We start from the raw sequence: 18140 nt of genomic DNA on the forward strand, positions 1-18140 counted from the left end.
CCCGGCGGGGTTTTAAGACACCCCCTAAAAGGAGGGCTGGCTCAAGCCGGTCGGTTGCCGCCGCGCAGCCAGTGCAGGCAGCTGATAAGCATCAGCACCACAGTGCCGGCCCAGGCGGCTGCGGCGATCCACACCCCGACCTCGCCGATGTGTTCCATCATCAGGATGGATTCGCCGCGGCCGAAGCTGATCGACGCGGCAGACATCATGCCCAAGGGGAAAACGATGGCCCACATCCCGGTCTCGTAGCTTGCCGGGTATTTGCGAATCACGTGGCGCCAGAACCCGAAGACCAGCAGCAGCGGGATCCACCACAGGCCCAGTGCCCACAGAGCGTAGCTGGCCCCGGCAACAAACCCGGCGGTGCTGATCATCACCGGGAACTCCGTGGGCATCTGCAGCAACTTCGCACCGGCCAACACCGTGATCGCGGTGGCTCCCATGAAGATCCAATAGGTCGGGCTCAGATCTTCGGGGCGGTTGGGCAGCGTCAGCAGGCGCAAGGTCACCAGGGTACCCACCAGCAGGTAAAGCACTAGGCCGATGCTCCACGCAGCGGTGGCCGCAGCACCAAGGTGCGCGTTTCCAGTCGCCCGGGCCACCACTGCCAGCGCGTTGGCCATGGATTGGGTGGCGACCACCCAGAGGAACCAACTGCCATTGGCATCCTGCAGGATGGGGGTGGAACGTTCTCGCAGCAACATCGAACAGGGGATTCCGTAGTTCAAAGCCGCCCAGAGAAGCCCCGCTGTGATGCCCAGCCAGAGGGTGGCCTCGGGGAAGCCTGCCAGGTCGAAGCGCAGTCCCAGCACATTGGCCCCGGCCACGATGGTGAAGAAGCCGAACGTCTTGGCCGGGTTGTTCAGGTCCGTCAGAAGTTTTCCCGGGTATGCGGCGGCGCGCCAGAGCAAGGCAGCGGTCAGCAGCACCGCCGAAGCGGCGGCAATCCAGAGCAGGACAACCGAAGCGGCCGAGTGACCGGTCAGGTGGAGCCCGGTGGACAGGATGCCGGTGGCCATCACGAAGGAGAAGGCCGAGGGCGGAAACTTCTGGATCACCGGAGAAAGCAGTCGATTCCCGCCGCTTCCGGGTACGACCCGGGAGTTGCCTGTTGGCGGTGGGTTCAGCTGGGACACGACGACTCCTTTGGGGCAGATGCCCTTTCAGATTATCGCGAGTGCACGCCCCGATTGTCAGCCGCCGGCCACCGACTGCATGATCAGCACGGTCCGGCCAGGGTACAGCTGTGAGTCCAGCCCCGACAAGTCACGGATATTCTCCGGCCCCACGAAGATGTTCACGTAGCGCCGGATCTCACCGCGTTCGTCGCGCACGCGCCGGGCAAAGACCGGATACTGTGCGCCGAGAACTTCCAGCAGTGCTCGTACCGTGCCCTCGGCGGGCAGCGGAACCTGCAGCGAGCGTTGGCCCTCAAGCGCACTGGACAGCACCGAGGGGACCTCGACGGTGATCATGTCCATGTGACTAACCAACCACTTGTGCGGCCCGGACGCTGAGCACATCGGGCAGCCGCGCTGCGACGGTGACGAAGTGATCGCCCTCGTCATTGCTGGCGAAGACCTCCCCGCCGCGGGTGCCGAAGTAGACGCCCACGGCTCCGGGGTGCTCATCGAGCGCGGCGGCGTCGCGCAGCACAACGTTGTAATCCACGTCGGGCAACCCGTGGTGCTGTTCACTCCAGCTGACCCCGGCATCGGTGGAACGGTAGAGGGACAGTCGTCCGTTCACGGGAATGCGGTGTTCATCGGAGGTGAGCGGGATGGTCCACACGGTGCCACCGGTGCGCGGGTGGGCGAGGAACACAAACCCGAAGTCTGCGGGCAGTCCGTCGGCGATGCTTATCCACTGGTCTCCGGCATCGTCGGTGCGGTACACCCCGCCGTGGTTTTGGGCGTATAGCCGGGTGGGATCCTGGGCATCTGCGGTGATGTGGTGGACGCATTGGCCGAACTCCGGGTAGGGGTCGGGGAAGAAGTTTGCGCTGATGCCTTTGTTCCGGGGTTCCCACGAGGTGCCGCCGTCGGAGCTGCGGTACACCCCGCCGGTGCTCATGGCGGCATGGATGATGTTGGGGTCCTGGATGTTGGGCACGATGCTGTGCACGGCCGCACCGCCGAAGCCTGCACCCCATTCGCTGCGGTGTGGGTGGTTCCAGAGGCCTCTGTTGAGTTCGAAGTTCTCCCCGGAGTCGGTGGACCTGAACACGGAGATCGGTTCGCACCCCGCCCACACCACGCCCGGGCGTTCGGCGGTGTCGGGGCGCAGGTGCCAAATCCGGGCCAGCGCGGTGTCGGTGTCCGGCGGAAATTTGATCGCTCCGTGCTCGGTTTCGGACCAGGTGGCGCCCTCGTCGTCGCTGTGGACCACAGCGGGCCCCCAGTGCCAGTCGTTGATCCCGGCCAGGATGCGGGTCCTACCCTCCCGGGTGTCGATGGCGACGGAGGCGACCTCGATGTTCAAAAAATGTGGTCCATTCAAGGTCCAAGACTCGCGGTCGGCGCTTTCGGCGAGCCACAGGCCTTTCTTGGTGCCGATGGCCATGATGGTGCGTGGGTCGTTGTCCATGGCAAACAGTGCAACACCGCGGCCTCCCGGATTCAAGAGGTAAGGCCGACCGAATTCTAGTGTGGGGATTGTGCGGTTGCCCCCGGGAAGGCCGTATGAGCATCGCTGTCAGGGGAGGCCACGGAGCCCGGGGCCAAGAACTCCTCGGTCGAAGAATTCCGTGAGATGAGTTCGGTCCCGGACGACCGAAGCATGTACATGCGGGGGAGGGAGAGCTAAGGTTCCTGCATGGAAACTCCCTTGGTGGCCCCGGACCACACGCGAAAGTTGCTCGAGGCCTATGCCATGGCCGTGGGAGCCAAGAACGTTGCAGGTTTCGTGGACTTGTACGCGCCGGATGTCCACGTATATGACGCTTGGGCCCGCTTTGAGTACGACGGCGCCGAGCCTTGGAGGAACATGGTCCAGGACTGGTTCGACGAGCTGGGCGAGGAAACCGTGGAAGTTCAGTTTGATGCTGTCCGCGTACATGCGGGGGCCAGGTGACGGTGGTTTCCGCGGCAGCGACGTACACGGCTTTCTCTGCCAACCATGAAAAGCTTCGGTCGCTGGTCAACCGCATGACCATGGTGCTGGAGCTACATGGCTCCGAATGGCTCGTCGTCCACGAACATTCCTCGCTGCCCTTGGACATGAACACTGGTCAGGGGATCTTCGATTCCTAGGCGCTGTGGGGTCCGTCCATGACCAGTCTGAACCCGACGATGGCCACGATGCCGTAACTTCCCAGGGCGATCGCCCCGACGCCGCCGCACAGCCGCACCGAAGAGCAAGATTGATTTGTTCGTGGTCCTGCCAGCGGTCCGTTCAACTCCGTCAGAGGTGCGTCGGCCGAAGCCAGGAAGAGTGGTTGTTTTCGGTTCGGCGTTCGAAGCACGGTAATCTCATGCGCATGGATATGGGAGAACTTGTCATTGAACGTGAATTTTCCGCACCCCGAGGCGCGGTGTGGGCCGCCTTCACCGAGCCGGAGATCCTGGCGGAGTGGTTTGGCCCGGAAGGCTGGGGAGTGCACATCGATACTGTGACCATCGAACCGCGTGTGGGCGGTGTCCAAAAGTTTGTGATGCACCTGCTCGAAGATCCCACCCAGACTTCGCCGGTACATGCGAGGTTCACGGAAGTTCGCGAGCACGAGCTGCTGGTCGGCGAGGACGGTCCACATGAAATGACCCTGAACCTAGTCATCGAGATGCGCGTCCAATTTGCCGATTGCCCGGCGGGTACGGCACTGCGGATCACCCAGGGACCGCTGCCGGCAGAGGTCTTGGAGCCGGCACGCGCCGGCTGGATCTCTTCATTCACCAAGCTGGATCGCTTATTTGCCGCCCATCTTTAGGGATTTTTCGCTATCCGCGGCCGATGTAAGGCATCCCGGCCGCGGTGATGGTTAGCTGATTGATCGATACCTCGGGCGGGGCGGTGGCCATGAATTCGATGGTGGCCGCCGCCTGGTCCAGAGAGAAAGTGGGCTCGACGAGCCGGCTTCCGTTGGCCTGCAGCGCACCCGAACCGGTGCCCATGCCCGTCATCATTTTTGATGCGGTATTGCCGATGTCAATCTGTGAGCAAGTGATGCCGTAGGGGCGGCCGTCCAGTTCGATGGACTTGGTCAGCCCCGTGATTGCGTGTTTGGTGACCGTGTAGGCGACTGACGCCGGGCGCGGCACCTGCGCACTGATCGACCCGTTGTTGATGATGCGCCCGCCACCGGCAGCTTGCATGTGTTTGAACGCAGCGCCGGCGCAATAAATGGCGCCATTGAGGTTGACTGCGCTGACTTCCTGCCATTGCGCCACACTCAGCTGGCCGACGTTTGCCGCGGGACCAAATATCCCGGCATTGTTGAAAAGCACGTCAATCCTATTAAACCGGCCGATTCCGGCGGCAAATAGCCGCTCCACGGCCTCGGGGTCGGTGACATCTGTGGGCACCACGAGTGCGTGGGGATGCTGGGCCGCTGATTGCTTGAGTTGTTCGTCCCGTCGTCCGGCCAGGACCACGTTCCAACCTGCATCCAGCATTCTGATAGCGACGGCCCGCCCGATGCCGGAGCCGGCACCGGTGACCAACATGGTGCGCGGATTGGAAGTCGCGTGTTCCTGGTGAGTGGTCAAGGGGGCTGGCTCATCCTTCGGTATGGGGCCAATTTCCGGCGCTGTAGCGGCGTGCACGAACGGCACCCGGGTTTGTTTCATGCACCAGATTACTGAAGCCGAAGCCGAAGCGGACGAGGCCGAAAACGGCCCGACAGATCGTGCTGGAAAAAGCCTTCGGCGTGCGGTCGCTGGTTCCCACGTGCGGGATTCAGCGGTGTTCTCTGGAGACCGCCTCGCATCCAGATGGCCGAGGGCCGCAGTCGCCGGAGTCCTGGAGCTTTTTGGGCGCTAGCTCCGTGTGGCGCGTAAACGCGACCAGAAGCCGATGCGCGGGTTGGAGATCTGCGGGCTTCGGCTCATGTCTGGGTCGAGTCCGCCGATCGGGTGGAAGATTCCGGTACTGAGTGCCGCCGAGGGTTCGGGGACACGCGAAGCTTGCTTGTCTGGTTCCTCGACGGTGAGCTGGGTAATCTTCATGAGTTCCTCCTCTGAACGACAAAGATTCCAATATATGGAATCTGAATATTGCTTCGTGAAATTCAAGTATGGCCCCATCTTCGATCAAAGACAAGGGTTTCGGTGGCTCATTTCCAGCGCCCTGCCCCTGCCGGTCAGACGATGGAGCGATAAAAGTTTTTCGAAGGACCCCTTGACGGAAGGCCTGTGACCCGGGTTACATTGTGTGGACACGAAGTTCCACCATCCAGAAACATCGAGTCGAATCCGGTTGAAAGATCGGTTGTAAGGGTGTTCAGCCCTGGATGGTGCAAGCAACTCAAGCAGGATGAAAGAGCTGACCACCCCATGGACATTTCTCGTTTCAACGCACTCGATTCGGCTAGCGCAACAGCCATCCTTCGGCCATGTGCCGACATAGACCGCTGGGTTGAGACTCTTCTCGCTGCCCGCCCAATGGCATCCGTTGATGAACTCCTGAAGGTTGCCGAAAAATCGGCCAACCCCTTCACGGAAGCGGAAATCGATGCCGCACTGGCCCACCATCCACGCATCGGGGAGCGTGCCGCGGGATCCTCGACCGAAGCATCTCTTAGCCGCGGCGAGCAGGCTAATCTGACGCTGGACGATCAGACCTCTGCGGATCTGCTAACCGAAAATCGTGCCTACGAAGACCGGTTCTCCCGAGTCTTCCTGATCCGCGCCGCCGGACGCAGCAGCGGAGAAATCCTCGCAGAACTGCGCCGCCGGCTGGCAAACGACCCCGCCGACGAACTAACCGAAGTCGGCGAACAGCTTCGGGCCATAGCGCTTTTGCGGCTCGCCGCAGCATTCAACGCAGCCCCCGCGCGCTGAGGCGCGCCCAAAAACCTCTTTTCCACTCATCGAGCCCAAAGGAGCACTTTGATGAGCGCCACCCAGACTGAACGCAGTCACATCACCACCCATGTACTCGACACCGGGACCGGGAGGCCTTCCTCCGGTGTCAAGGCCACGCTGGAAGCCAAGGCGGCATCCGGTTGGCAAGAAATCGGAAGCGGGGTGACCGACCGCGACGGGCGGATCGCGAACCTCGGACCGGTACAGGTTGAAGCAGGGCACTACAGGGTCACCTTCGATACAGGTGCCTACTTCGGAAAGACGGGTACGGAAACCTTCTTTCCCGAGGTAGTGATCGGCTTTGTCATCAACGACACCGCCGATCACTACCACGTACCTCTTCTTCTCAGCCCGTTTGCATATTCCACGTACCGAGGGAGCTAACCAACATGACTACTTTTGCAACCAAAACCACCACCGACACCAAAATCGTGTTGGGTTCGAACCAATACGGCAAGGCCGAGGTCCGACTGGTCAAGATCACCAGGGACACCGACCGCCACCAGATCGAAGATCTGAACGTCACCTCGCAGCTGCACGGTGACTTCCTGGCTGCCCACATCGACGGCGACAACGCCCACGTGGTCGCCACCGACACCCAGAAGAACACCGTCTACGGACTGGCCAAGGACGGAGTGGGCTCGCCCGAGGAATTCCTGGCCCGGCTGGGTCAGCACTTCACCGGCGAATTCGACTGGGTCAGCGGCGGTCGCTGGGCGGCCGAGCAGTATTTCTGGGACCGCATCCAGGACCATGACCACGCCTTCTCGCGCAACAAGTCCGAGGTCCGCACCGCGGTGCTGGAAATCAGAAACGGCGAGACCTCGGTGCTGGCCGGGATCCAGGACCTCACGGTGCTGAAGTCAACGGCCAGCGAATTCCGTGGATTCCCGCGTGACAAGTACACGACCCTGCAGGAAACCGACGACCGGATCCTGGCCACCGACGTGACGGCACGCTGGCGCTACAACAGCGAAACCATCGAAGCCAGCGGCCTTGATTTCAATGCCGTCTACGCCTCGGTGCGCGAGTTGCTGCTGGCCGGGTTCTCCGCGACGCACTCATACGCCCTGCAGCAGACGATGTTTGAGATGGGCAAGGCGGTCCTCGAGGCGCATCCGGAAATCGAGGAGATCAAGTTCTCGTTGCCCAACAAGCACCACTTCCTGGTTGACCTGACGCCATTCGGACAGGACAACCCCAACGAGGTCTTCTTTGCGGCGGATCGCCCGTACGGGCTGATCGAAGCGACGATCACCCGCGAAGGTGTTCCCGCCAACCACCCGATCTGGGAAAACACCCCTGGATTCTGCTAGTCGATGAGGCCTCGGGGGTGCCTGCGCTGCCACGCAGCACCCCCGAATCATCGCAACCATCAAGGAGTCGGACATGAAGGCTGCGCAAGTCAAACGTACTATACGTCGTCCTGAGGACGAGCGGTTGCCGCTGGGTAAAACCATCGCTTACGGGCTTCAGCACGTACTGACGATGTACGGCGGAATCATCGCCCCGCCGCTGATCATCGGCGGTGCGGCAGGGCTCACCCCCGAACAAATCGGTGTACTGGTTGCCAGCTGTCTCTTTGTCGGCGGGCTGGCCACGATCCTGCAAACCGTCGGCATCCCGTTCTTCGGGGCCCAGCTTCCGCTGGTCCAAGGAACCTCTTTCGCCTCGGTCTCCACCATGGTGGCCATCGTCAACGGCGACGGCGGCCTGCAATCGGTCTTTGGCGCGGTGCTGGCCGCATCGCTGATCGGTTTCCTGATCGCGCCATTCTTCGCCAAGATCGTGCGGTTCTTCCCTCCGGTGGTCACCGGCGTGGTCATCACGATGATCGGTCTTTCACTGACACCGGTGGCGGCCAACTGGGCCATGGGCGGAAACTCCACGGCCGATGACTACGGGTCGCTGGCGAATATTGGGCTCGCCGGAACGACGATGCTCATCGTGCTGCTGCTCTCCAAGGTCGGCAAGGCAGCGATCTCACGTCTGTCGATCCTGCTGGCCATGGTCATCGGCACCATCATCGCGGTTTTCATGGGCATGGCCGACTTCTCCGCGGTGGGCCATGGGGCAATCTTCGCCTTCCCTCAGCCTTTCGCCTTCGGTTGGCCGGTCTTCGAGGTCGGTGCCATCGTCTCGATGACGATCGTGGTCATTGTGATCCTCACCGAAACCACCGCAGACATCCTCGCGGTGGGCGAGATCGCCAAGACCCGAGTCGATTCCAAGCGCATCGCCGACGGCCTGCGCGCCGACATGGCCTCCAGCGTCCTGGCCCCGGTGTTCAACACCTTCACGCAGTCCGCGTTCGCGCAGAACGTCGGGTTGGTGGCCATCACCGGGGTGAAATCCCGCTTCGTGGTCACCGCCGGCGGCGGGATCCTGGTCGTCCTTGGCCTGCTTCCGGTTCTCGGCCGCGTGGTCGCAGCTATCCCCACTCCGGTTCTGGGCGGGGCAGGCATCGTGCTCTTTGGCACCGTTGCCGCCTCGGGCATCCGTACCTTGGCCAGCGTGAAGTACGAAAATAACCTGAACATGATCATCGTGGCAACGTCCATCGCCTTCGGTGCACTGCCGATCGTGAAGACCGATTTCTACGACCAGTTCCCGACCTGGTTCGCCACCATCTTCCACTCGGGCATCAGCTCCGCGGCGGTCATGGCGGTGGCACTGAACCTGCTGTTCAACGAGTTGAAGATCGGCACCCCGAAGCGGGACGGTTCGGCCTATGCCGCAGCGCCCCCGCGGATGCTCATCGCGGAGCAGATTCCACGCATCGTGAAGGCATCGGAAGTCCGCGGCCTGTTGGAAGGGGACCTGTTCAAGTCCGGCAAGCTCATCGACGCGGATGGTGAAGAGATCACCGTCGTCGACGAGGACGAATTCAAGAGCATCGTCGAGGAATACCGTAAGAAATGTCAGGAAGCAGGCGTCCGCTGTCCCGACGAGTCCGAGTTCATCCGTTCCGGTCCGCCGGCAGCGCAACACTGAGCCGCCGGAAGGATGAGCTTAATCAGCAAGGCGGTCCGGCCGGAGCAGGGGAACCAGGTTCCTCATCTCCGGTGAGGACCGCCTTGCGGTGGTGGTGCGGGGCTTAGCCGGTGGTGACTGCCAGCGCCGCGGACAACTGGGTCGTGGCGGCGCGGAGGTATGGCTCGGCACGCGAGGCGAACTCGTCGGTGACCCGGGTGACCGGCCCGGAGACGGAGACGGCCATCGGCGTCGGCGCGCCCGGGACCGACATGCCCAGGCAGCGCACGCCCAGTTCCTGCTCTTCCTCGTCGATGGCGTAGCCGCGGGCGCGGACCGCCTCGAGCTCGTCGAAGAGCTGGTGCATGGTTGTGATGGTCTTGGGCGTATGGGCGGGCATGCCGGCCTGGTTGACCAGCCGCTGGACCCGGTCGTTGTCCAGCACCGCCAGGATGGCCTTGCCCACGCTCGTGCCGTGCAGCGAGGAGCGGCGCCCGACCTCGGTGATCATGCGCATCGCGTGCGGGGACTGGGCCTGGGAAATGTAGGTGACCATGTCGCCGTCGAGCACCGCGATACTGGCCGATTCGCCCAGTTCATTCACCAGGTTCTGGAGGATGGGTGTGGACAGGGCGCCCAACTGGCGGTTTGCTACCTCGCCGAGGCGGATCAGCCGCGGGCCCAGGGCGTAGCGGCGGTTGTTCAGCTGGCGGACGTAGCCGATGCCGACCAGGGTGCGCAGCAGCCGGTGGATGGTCGGAAGCGGGAGGGGAGTGTCCAGGGCGAGCTCGCTCAGCGCGGCCTCGCCGCCGGCGCGGCCGATCAGTTCGAGCAGCTCGAAGGCACGCTCGACGGACTGGACGCCCGGTGTCGTCTTGGTTTCGGCCATGGAGGGGCTCCTGGGGTAGGTGGCGCGAGGGGTGCGGATCCGGTCCGTTTATCCCGCAAACGGTCTGTTTACTTGATCCTAGGTTACCGGACTGAAAGCCAATTTTTCCACAATCCGGAAACTTTGACACGAATTATCGTGACCTACTCCACAACTACGCTTGTAATTTCGCTGGGCAGATAATAGTATCCACTATACGGAAACATTTTCAGGAGGATGAAATGGCTGTACCAAGCCCAGGCTATTCACTGACGTTGCGTGTCCAAACGCCCGTCTCCATCACCGCGACCAGCGAACTGGCTGCCGCAGTCGGCCGCGCGGGAGGCTCCATCACCGCCTTGGACGTCGCCGAGTCGGGACACGAGTCCATGGTCGTCGATGTCAGCTGCAACACGACCGATGCCGAGCACGGCCAGATCGTCCGCGACGCCCTGAACGCCCTGGAAGGTGTCACGGTCCGGAACATCTCGGACCGCACCTTCCTGATGCACCTTGGCGGCAAGCTCGAGGTCGTCCCGAAGGTCGCCCTGCGCAACCGTGACGATCTCTCCCGCGCCTACACCCCCGGGGTCGCGCGGGTATGCATGGCCATCGCCGAGAACCCCGAAGATGCCCGAAACCTCACCATCAAGCGCAACACCATTGCCGTGGTCACCGACGGTTCCGCGGTCCTCGGGCTGGGCAACATCGGGCCTGCCGCCGCACTGCCGGTCATGGAGGGCAAGGCGGCACTGTTCAAGCAGTTCGCCAACGTCGATGCCTGGCCGGTCTGCCTGGACACCCAGGACACCGAGGAAATCATCATGATCGTCAAGGCCCTCGCCCCGGTCTACGGCGGGGTGAACCTCGAGGACATCGCCGCCCCGCGCTGCTTCGAGATCGAGGCCAGACTGCGCGAGGAACTGGACATCCCGGTCTTCCACGATGACCAGCACGGCACAGCCATCGTCACCCTCGCCGCGTTGAACAATGCGCTGCGGGTGGTCGGCAAGCAGATCGATAAGGTCCGCATCGTCGTCTCCGGTGTGGGAGCCGCCGGCAACGCCATCATCCAGCTGCTGGTCGCCCGCGGCGCCAGCAACGTCATCGCCGCCGGCCGCAACGGAGCAATCAGCCGCGCCGATGTCTCCTCCGATCCGCACCGCCAGTGGCTTGCCGAGCACACCAACCCGGAGCAGTTCACCGGAACGCTTAAGGAAGCGATGGTCGGCGCCGACGTCTTCATCGGCGTCTCCGCCCCCAACATCCTGGACGAAGCCGACATCGAGGCCATGAATCAGGACGCCATCGTCTTCGCCATGGCCAACCCTGACCCGGAAGTCGATCCAATCGCCGCCAGCCGCCACGCAGCAGTGGTCGCCACCGGACGCTCCGACTACCCGAACCAGATCAACAACGTGCTGGCCTTCCCGGGTTTCTTCCGCGGACTGCTCGATGCCGGGGTCTCCGAGATCACCGACGAGATGCTGTTGGCTGCCGCCGATGCCATTTCCGCCCGGGTCAGCCAGGCTGAACTTAATCCCGGTTTCATCATTCCCTCAGTCTTCGACCCGCATGTGGCCGCAGACGTTGCCGAGGCCGTTTCCACCGCGGCCGCGAAGAACAAGTAACAAGAAAGACTGGTCCACCACCATGAGCATCACCCTTACCCACACCCCGTCCGTCGACAAGGCCGAGGAAATCCTTTCCCCCGAGGCCCTGGCCTTTGTTGAAAAGCTGCACAAAAAGTTCACCGGAACCCGCGATGAGCTCCTTGCCGCACGCACCGCCGCGCGCGCCGAGGTAGCCAAGACCGGCACCATGGACTTCAACCCGGCCACCGCGGAAATCCGCAATGGCGACTGGAAGGTCGCACCGGCCCCCGCAGCCCTGGCCGACCGCCGGGTGGAAATCACCGGTCCCGCAACCCCGGCCAAGATGGCCATCAATGCGTTGAACTCCGGCGCCAAGGTGTGGCTCGCGGACCTCGAGGACGCCTCCACTCCGACCTGGCACAACATCATCGATGCATTGGTGAACCTCACCGATGCCGCGGCCGGCACCCTCGCCTTCGAGGACGCGAACAACTCCAAGACCTACGCGCTGCGCACCGATGCGCCGCTGGCCACCGTCGTGGTCCGGCCACGTGGCTGGCACCTACCCGAGGCCAACGTGCTCATCGACGAGGCTCCGGGGGTTGGTGCGCTGGTCGACTTCGGCCTGCACTTCTTCCACAATGCCAAGGTGCTGGCCGATGCGGGCCAGGGCCCGTTCTACTACCTGCCCAAGATGGAGTCGGCCCTCGAGTCCCGCCTGTGGAACGAGGTGTTCTCCTTCGCCGAGGCCGAGCTGGGCATCGAACACGGCACCGTGCGCGCCACCATGCTCATCGAGACCATCCCCGCAGCCTTCCAGATGGACGAGATGCTCTACGAGCTGCGCGACTACGCCTCGGGCCTGAACGCCGGTCGCTGGGACTACCTCTTCTCCATCATCAAGTACTTCCGCGAGGCCGGGGACAAGTTCATCATGCCCGACCGCGCCGACGTGGCGATGACCGCCCCGATGATGCGCGCCTACACCGAGCTGCTGGTGGCCACCTGCCACAAACGCGGCGCCTTCGCGATGGGCGGCATGGCAGCAGTCATCCCGAACCGCCGCGAACCCGAGGTCACCGCCGCAGCATTCGAGAAGGTTCGGGCCGACAAGACCCGCGAGGCCAACGACGGTTTCGACGGCTCCTGGGTCGCGCACCCGGACCTGGTGTCGATCTGTGCCGAGGTTTTCGATGCCGTGCTGGGCGAGAAGCCCAACCAGATCGACCGCCAACGCCCCGAGGTCAAGGTGAGCGCCGCCGATCTGCTCGACGTCTCCTCGGCTCCGGGCTCGGTCACCGAGGCCGGCGTCAACACCAACCTCTACGTGGCAGTCGCTTACACCGCGGTGTGGCTCTCGGGCACCGGCGCGGTGGCCATCCACAACCTCATGGAAGACGCGGCAACCGCCGAAATATCCCGTTCGCAGGTCTGGCAGCAGATCAACAACCAGGTGGTGGCCGCCGACACCGGCAACACCATCACCGCGGAGCTGGTCGCCAAGGCCCTTGAGGTCCAGGTGGCCAAGCTGCGTGCCGAGGTCAACGACGAGGAAGCCTTCAAGGCCTACTACGCACCGGCAGCCGATCTCATCGGCCGTCTGGTCTCCGGGCGCGAGGAAGACTTCGAAGATTTCCTCACGCTGCCTGCCTACCGCCTGCTGAGCACCGAACTGGTGACCAAATGAGTGCCGGCGTACTGGGCGCCGCCGATCTGGCACGCATCGAGGCCGACCTGGCGGCCACCGACGACCTGCTGGAGAAGAACTACCCGGGAGATTCAGGAGTTCGCCAGCCGATCCACACCGCCTACGTCCCGGCCGACCGCTTCACCCCGTCGCTGCCCGCAGCCTGGGGCGCGGCGGCGCTCGCCCAGGCCGGCGGCGTCTCCGGGCTGGAGGCCCTGGCCGGCCGGCTGGGACTGGCGCAGCCGGAGGAACTCGCGGGACTGGTCGCAGCCAAACTGGAGCGCGAACCCCTCGAGGACCTGCGCCTGGACTTCGAGGACGGGTACGGGGATCGCGGGGATGAAGCCGAGGACGCGGCGGCCATCACCGCCGCCGAGCAGGTAGCGCAGGCCGTTGCCGCCGGGGCAGCCCCGCCGTTCATCGGCATTCGCTTCAAGTGCTTCGAGGCACCCACCCGGGGCCGCGGATTGCGCACCTTGGACCTGTTCGTGTCCACGCTGGCCCGTGCCGGAGAACTGCCAGAAGGCCTGGTGCTGACCCTTCCGAAGGTCACCACCATCGCGCAGGTCCGTGCCATGGTCTTTACCTGTGAGCGGTTGGAGGCTGCGCTGTCGCTGCCGGCCGGCCGGTTGCGCTTCGAGGTCCAGATGGAAACCCCGCAGCTGATTCTTGCGGCCGACGGCACCGTGCCCTCGGCGGCGCTGATCCACGCGGGTGACGGTCGGGTGTCCTCGCTGCACTACGGGACCTACGACTACTCGGCCTCGCTGGGCATCGCGGCGGCCTATCAGTCCATGGAGCACCCGGCGGCGGACTACGCCAAGAACGTCATGCAGGTGGCCATCGCCGGCACCGGGGTGCACCTCTCCGACGGCTCCACCAACATCTTGCCGCTGGGCGATGCCGAGCAGGTCGAGACCGCCTGGGCGCTGCACGCCCGACTGGTGCGCCGCCATCTGGAACGGGGAATCTACCAGGGCTGGGACCTACACGAAAACCAGCTGGTCACCCGCTACCTGGCGACCTATGCGTTCTACCGCGAGGGCTTTGCCGCCGCCGCGGTACGCCTGCGCAACTACGTGCACCACCTCGAATCGGCCATCATGGACGAGCCGGCAACCGCCAAGGCGTTGGCCAACTTCATCCGCCGTGGGCTCGTCTGCGGCGCCTTGACCGCCGCGGAAGTCACCTCGGCGACAGGGATTTCACTGACCACCCTTGAATCCATCGCGCTCGCGCGAGCAACCCAGACGGAGGACGTCAATGTCTAAGACCCAGATCCGCGCCGATGCCAGTTACTACGCCAATTACGGTGGGCACCCGCCGCAGACCGATCTGCTGACCGACCGCGCCATCGTCACCGAGGCCTACACCGTCATCCCGCGCGGGGTGCTGCGCGACATTGTCACCTCGGTCTTCCCGGAGTGGACCGGAACCCGCTCCTGGGTCTTGAATCGACCGGTCGCCGGCGGGGCAACGACCTTCGCCCAGTCCATCGTCGAGGTAGCCCCGGGCGGCGGCTCGGAGAACCCGGAGCCGCAGGCCGAGGTCCAGTCCTTCATCTTCGTGGTCTCGGGACAGCTCAGCGTGAGCGTCGACGGTGAGGTTCAGACCCTGGACGAGGGCGGCTTCGCCTATCTTCCGGCCGGTGCCGCCTGGTCGGCGCACAACAACGGCGTCGAACTTGCCACCTTCCACTGGATCCGCAAGCGCTACGAGCCGCTGGCCGGTGTGGCAGCTCCGGGACCGGTCTTTGGCAACGAGCGGGATATGGAGCCCGGCGTCATGCCGAAAACCGAGGGCAAGTGGCGCACCACCCGCATGCTGGATCCCGAGGATGTGGCGTTCGACTTCGGCGTCAACATCGTCACCTTCGAGCCCGGTGCCTCGATCCCGTTCGCCGAGACCCACGTCATGGAGCACGGCCTGTACGTGCTTGAAGGCAAGGCCGTCTACCGGTTGAACGCGGACTGGGTTGAGGTCGAGGCCGGGGACTACATGTCGCTGCGCGCCTTCTGCCCGCAGGCTTGCTACGCCGGTGGGCCCTCGAACTTCCGTTACCTGCTCTACAAGGACCAGAACCGCCAGATCGCCTTGTAAGAACGCTGAGGCACCAGCAAGCAGCCGGCTTCCCGAACGCACCACGTTCGAGAAGCCGGCTGCTTTTTGCTGCGGAGAACGTGCGGCTGGTCTACCAGGTCGGCAGCACCGGCAGCCGGCCGTCGGCCTCGATGTACCGGACCTGGCCGCGCGCCAGCCATTCAATCAGGCCTTCGCGGTCGGAGCGCACGCGCAGGTCGCCGTTGCCGATCACCCACTCGTCGCCTTCCTCGGTCAGCAGGGTCATGCCCGGGGCGTCCTTGGCACGCATGGTGCGCACCGCAGCCTCGACCGCGTTGAGCTGGGAGTCCGGGTCGGCCTCCTCGATGGTCCACGCGGTGTCCAGATCGTGGTGGTGCACCACGATCTCTGCGATGCGCAGCGCGATGATGGAGGTGGCGGGGATGATTTTGCCGTGCAGGTTGACCTCGTCGACGGCGAGGTCCCCGGACAGCCGCTCGGTCTGCTCGGCGAAGTATTCCGCGGCCTGGCGGAAGTTCTCGACAAGCTCAACCCGGGGCAGCGCCGCGAGTGCTGCGATTTCCTCGTTGCGGGCCTCCGGGGAGGCGTAGAGCTGCTGTTCGGTACCGGTGGTGGCCCAGTCGATGAGCTTGACCAAGGTGCGGCCGTTGGAGGCGAGGTGGGCGATGACATCGGCCCGGCTCCAGTTTTCGCACAGGGAAGGAGCGGTCATTTCGTCGTCGGACAGGGTCTCGATCGTGGCCAGCATCATGCTGGTTTCTCGACGGAGGCGGGAGAGGTCCGAGTGCAGACGGGTGGAAGTGATCATGCTGCCACCATACCCATGGACGGGCCTCGGATGGTTCCGAAATTCGATACTTATCGAACAGGTATCGACTCATATGCGATTTCCGTCAGGGGTGGTCTCCATTGGCCAGACGAGAAAACCGGCGGCCACCCGTACGCGTGGAGCCAGCGACGCCCCGCCTCACCAGGGGGCTCTAGGATTTCCGATGCTTCCAAAGTTCGGATTGCAGGACTCCACTGGCCTCGATCGGAGGCAAACCGGTATCGAGCTGGCGCAACCGTGCATAGATGTCACGCATTTCCCCTCGGTCCCGAATTTTCCCGCTTTGCGCCGCCAACTTCAAAACGGAGATGCTGCCAATGAGCATGATCAGGCCGACCTGTTGGTTACCGGCGAGGCGCAATCGTGCCAGACGACTACGTTGGATGCTTGCCAGCTGCCGGCCCTCCGCGTCGTCTATGAGGACCGTGACGTGTTTCCCGGACATCGCGGCCACGAGTGCATGAGAAATCACCATGATTTCGCCGAGGTCTTTGGACGTCTTCATACGATCGGTCATGGGAGTCCCGGCGACGTCCATGACGGCCTGTGCCAGTTCGACGCTCAGATCATCGGAGAGGACCTGTAAGTATGTTCCCAATTTGTTCCAGACCTGCACGGCGTGGCCGAACCGATCGTGTTCTTTTTGCGCCTTCCGAAAGACTTCTTCTTGCACCGTCTCGGGAGTGCTGAGCGGTCCGAGAACCCCTATGAGGAGACGCTGCTTGTTGATGGAAAAGAAGTTGAGTGCAGGGCCTGCATCGATAACCGGTCTGACCGCAATCAAGCGTTCTCCGTTTCGGTGCATGCCCGCCCCTACTCGGAACCGTCATCGAGATCGGTGAGATCAAAATCGAAGGGGGGCACCGTAATCGCATCATCCAGAGTGCCATCAGGTTCCTTCTGGACGATCCCCGCCTCGCGAAGATCGTGTTCAGCTTTCACTACATCTGTACCCCGCAGAGTGGCGATGGCCTGGGCCGAGAGCACTCCTTCCCGATAACCGGAAATTGCCCGGGCCAAAAGCCGCTGCGGCGCCCGATGCTGGTGGGACTGCGACTGAAGAGCCTGATATTGGTCGATCCACCCGTATTGAACGGCCAGCTGCGGGGTTGAATAGTGCCACAAGCCCTTTTTGTCGGCTGCATCGAGGTAGCCAGCCTCTTCCATAGCAATAAGTGCCATTTGAGGGGACACCAAAAACCACTGCACGACATCGGACAAATCGACGGGAAGTTCCACCGAGCGGTTCCCCAAGAATTCGCGGATCCCTTGGCGGGGAACCAATAAGTGGCCGGCAAAGCTGTCGGCTCGCATCTCCCCATAGCTGCGGCGATCCCAGTTTCCCGCGTCGTATTCGGCCCAGTCGTCGAAGAGGATGTGCGCAAGTTCGTGCGCCAGGGTACTGCGTTGGCGCATAGGATGCGGGGTCTTGGCGACGCCAAGGAACATCACGTCGCGTTCGGGATCACGCATTGTCAGACCGTGTTCATGATGATCGTCAACATCCATTACCGCGACGTCGATGCCGGTTGCTTGTTCGATCAAAGCGACCATGTCTCCCAGTGGTTGGAGTCCCAGGCGGTGCTGGACACGAAAGAGCTCGGCGGCTTCGCGCGCTTCTTGGTTTGAGGTGATCTTCATGAGAGAGCTCAGGATCTGCCGATGCCTTGGCGTTCTAGGTATTCATCCAATTCTAGGAAGTTCATGAGTGTTCCGCGCATGCTGTCCATGGTCGTCCCCTGGGTGCCCCGCGCGGCGCACTGGACCCGGTCTGGCACGGTGCGTAGGCCACTGAGCTGGGCGACTGTCCGTCCTGTGGCCCAAGCGATCTGCATAATCTCGGGCATCTTTGCCGTGCGTTCCCCGGAAAGGATTCTGGAGATAGTGGATTGAGAAATGCTTGTTTGATCTGCGAGTGATCGTTGGCTGATGCGGGCTTCCCCCATGGCATCGGCAATCAGTTGTCCAACTTCTTTTGCGTTTTTCATGGCGTTACACCCCACCTTCCGGCTATCGACTCGTTCCGCAAGGTTTGCTGAATCACAAAGTCCACAACTGATTCAGTATAGCGCGTATCGACCAGGAA

The 18140-nt window shown here is 63.2% G+C and carries 19 protein-coding genes and 1 pseudogene; 10 read left to right on the forward strand and 10 right to left on the reverse strand.

Features of this window, described 5'->3' with window-relative positions:
- Positions 1-41: 41 nt before the first annotated feature.
- From ADIAG_RS00885 to ADIAG_RS00895, 3 genes are read right to left on the reverse strand one after another with little or no spacing between them, the layout of a single operon-like run.
- Positions 42-1136 (reverse strand): tellurite resistance/C4-dicarboxylate transporter family protein, encoded by a 1095-nt coding sequence (locus ADIAG_RS00885; RefSeq protein WP_007269391.1) that lies wholly within the window; start codon positions 1134-1136, stop codon positions 42-44.
- 57 nt (positions 1137-1193) lie between these two features.
- Positions 1194-1481: a MoaD/ThiS family protein gene (locus ADIAG_RS00890; RefSeq protein ID WP_007269392.1), complete on the reverse strand. Its 288-nt coding sequence runs from the start codon at positions 1479-1481 to the stop codon at positions 1194-1196.
- 4 nt (positions 1482-1485) lie between these two features.
- Entirely contained in the window at positions 1486-2586 is a 1101-nt protein-coding gene (locus ADIAG_RS00895; protein ID WP_007269393.1) for a beta propeller repeat protein, read from the reverse strand.
- Between the two features lie 285 nt (positions 2587-2871).
- Between ADIAG_RS00895 and ADIAG_RS21960 the strand changes: the two are divergent.
- Positions 2872-3251, forward strand: a pseudogene (locus ADIAG_RS21960) (nuclear transport factor 2 family protein).
- A gap of 221 nt (positions 3252-3472) precedes the next feature.
- Positions 3473-3925 carry an SRPBCC family protein gene (locus ADIAG_RS21540; RefSeq protein ID WP_007269396.1) on the forward strand — a complete coding sequence of 151 codons (453 nt, stop codon included), beginning with the start codon at positions 3473-3475 and terminating at the stop codon, positions 3923-3925.
- Between the two features lie 10 nt (positions 3926-3935).
- On the opposite strand, the gene ADIAG_RS00915 is transcribed toward ADIAG_RS21540, so the two are convergent.
- Positions 3936-4661 (reverse strand): SDR family oxidoreductase, encoded by a 726-nt coding sequence (locus ADIAG_RS00915; protein ID WP_149618716.1) that lies wholly within the window; start codon positions 4659-4661, stop codon positions 3936-3938.
- 312 nt (positions 4662-4973) lie between these two features.
- Complete coding sequence (locus ADIAG_RS00920; protein ID WP_007269398.1) at positions 4974-5162, reverse strand: hypothetical protein; 189 nt, start codon at positions 5160-5162, stop codon at positions 4974-4976.
- Between the two features lie 327 nt (positions 5163-5489).
- Between ADIAG_RS00920 and uraD the strand changes: the two genes are divergently transcribed.
- The 4 genes from uraD (at position 5490) to ADIAG_RS00940 (ending at position 9014) form a co-directional block, all read left to right on the forward strand.
- The gene (gene uraD / locus ADIAG_RS00925) at positions 5490-5996 is read left to right on the forward strand and encodes a 2-oxo-4-hydroxy-4-carboxy-5-ureidoimidazoline decarboxylase (protein WP_007269399.1); all 507 of its coding nucleotides are present in this window, start codon (positions 5490-5492) and stop codon (positions 5994-5996) included.
- Between the two features lie 51 nt (positions 5997-6047).
- The gene (gene uraH / locus ADIAG_RS00930; protein WP_007269400.1) at positions 6048-6404 is read left to right on the forward strand and encodes a hydroxyisourate hydrolase; all 357 of its coding nucleotides are present in this window, start codon (positions 6048-6050) and stop codon (positions 6402-6404) included.
- Between the two features lie 5 nt (positions 6405-6409).
- Entirely contained in the window at positions 6410-7336 is a 927-nt protein-coding gene (pucL, locus tag ADIAG_RS00935) for a factor-independent urate hydroxylase (protein ID WP_007269401.1), read from the forward strand.
- Positions 7337-7409: 73 nt separating this feature from the next.
- Positions 7410-9014, forward strand: a complete 1605-nt coding sequence (locus tag ADIAG_RS00940; RefSeq protein WP_007269402.1) for a solute carrier family 23 protein — start codon at positions 7410-7412, stop codon at positions 9012-9014.
- Positions 9015-9117: 103 nt separating this feature from the next.
- Here the strand turns inward: ADIAG_RS00940 and ADIAG_RS00945 are convergent, their stop codons facing one another.
- Complete coding sequence (locus ADIAG_RS00945) at positions 9118-9882, reverse strand: IclR family transcriptional regulator (protein ID WP_007269403.1); 765 nt, start codon at positions 9880-9882, stop codon at positions 9118-9120.
- 221 nt (positions 9883-10103) lie between these two features.
- On the opposite strand from ADIAG_RS00945, the gene ADIAG_RS00950 reads away from it, so the two are divergent.
- The 4 genes from ADIAG_RS00950 to ADIAG_RS00965 are packed head-to-tail and all read left to right on the forward strand — an operon-like array spanning position 10104 to position 15243.
- Positions 10104-11492, forward strand: coding sequence for an NAD-dependent malic enzyme (locus ADIAG_RS00950; protein ID WP_007269404.1), 1389 nt, complete (start codon positions 10104-10106; stop codon positions 11490-11492).
- Between the two features lie 22 nt (positions 11493-11514).
- Positions 11515-13143 carry a malate synthase A gene (aceB, locus tag ADIAG_RS00955; RefSeq protein WP_007269405.1) on the forward strand — a complete coding sequence of 543 codons (1629 nt, stop codon included), beginning with the start codon at positions 11515-11517 and terminating at the stop codon, positions 13141-13143.
- Positions 13140-14414, forward strand: a complete 1275-nt coding sequence (locus tag ADIAG_RS00960) for a DUF6986 family protein (RefSeq protein WP_007269406.1) — start codon at positions 13140-13142, stop codon at positions 14412-14414. Before aceB ends, ADIAG_RS00960 begins: the two co-directional genes overlap by 4 nt.
- Entirely contained in the window at positions 14407-15243 is an 837-nt protein-coding gene (locus tag ADIAG_RS00965; RefSeq protein WP_007269407.1) for a bifunctional allantoicase/(S)-ureidoglycine aminohydrolase, read from the forward strand. The genes ADIAG_RS00960 and ADIAG_RS00965 overlap by 8 nt, the downstream gene beginning before the upstream one ends.
- Before the next feature lie 91 nt (positions 15244-15334).
- Here the strand turns inward: ADIAG_RS00965 and ADIAG_RS00970 are convergent, their stop codons facing one another.
- From ADIAG_RS00970 to ADIAG_RS00985, 4 genes are all read right to left on the reverse strand, one after another.
- Entirely contained in the window at positions 15335-16033 is a 699-nt protein-coding gene (locus ADIAG_RS00970; protein ID WP_007269408.1) for a maleylpyruvate isomerase family mycothiol-dependent enzyme, read from the reverse strand.
- Between the two features lie 172 nt (positions 16034-16205).
- Positions 16206-16859: a PIN domain-containing protein gene (locus ADIAG_RS00975; RefSeq protein ID WP_007269409.1), complete on the reverse strand. Its 654-nt coding sequence runs from the start codon at positions 16857-16859 to the stop codon at positions 16206-16208.
- Positions 16860-16867: 8 nt separating this feature from the next.
- Positions 16868-17695: an ImmA/IrrE family metallo-endopeptidase gene (locus ADIAG_RS00980; RefSeq protein WP_007269410.1), complete on the reverse strand. Its 828-nt coding sequence runs from the start codon at positions 17693-17695 to the stop codon at positions 16868-16870.
- Between the two features lie 8 nt (positions 17696-17703).
- Positions 17704-18042, reverse strand: coding sequence for a helix-turn-helix domain-containing protein (locus ADIAG_RS00985; protein ID WP_007269411.1), 339 nt, complete (start codon positions 18040-18042; stop codon positions 17704-17706).
- Positions 18043-18140 lie beyond the last annotated feature (98 nt).

It is taken from the genome of Paeniglutamicibacter gangotriensis Lz1y (assembly GCF_000348945.1).
Taxonomy (GTDB): Bacteria; Actinomycetota; Actinomycetes; order Actinomycetales; family Micrococcaceae; genus Paeniglutamicibacter; species Paeniglutamicibacter gangotriensis.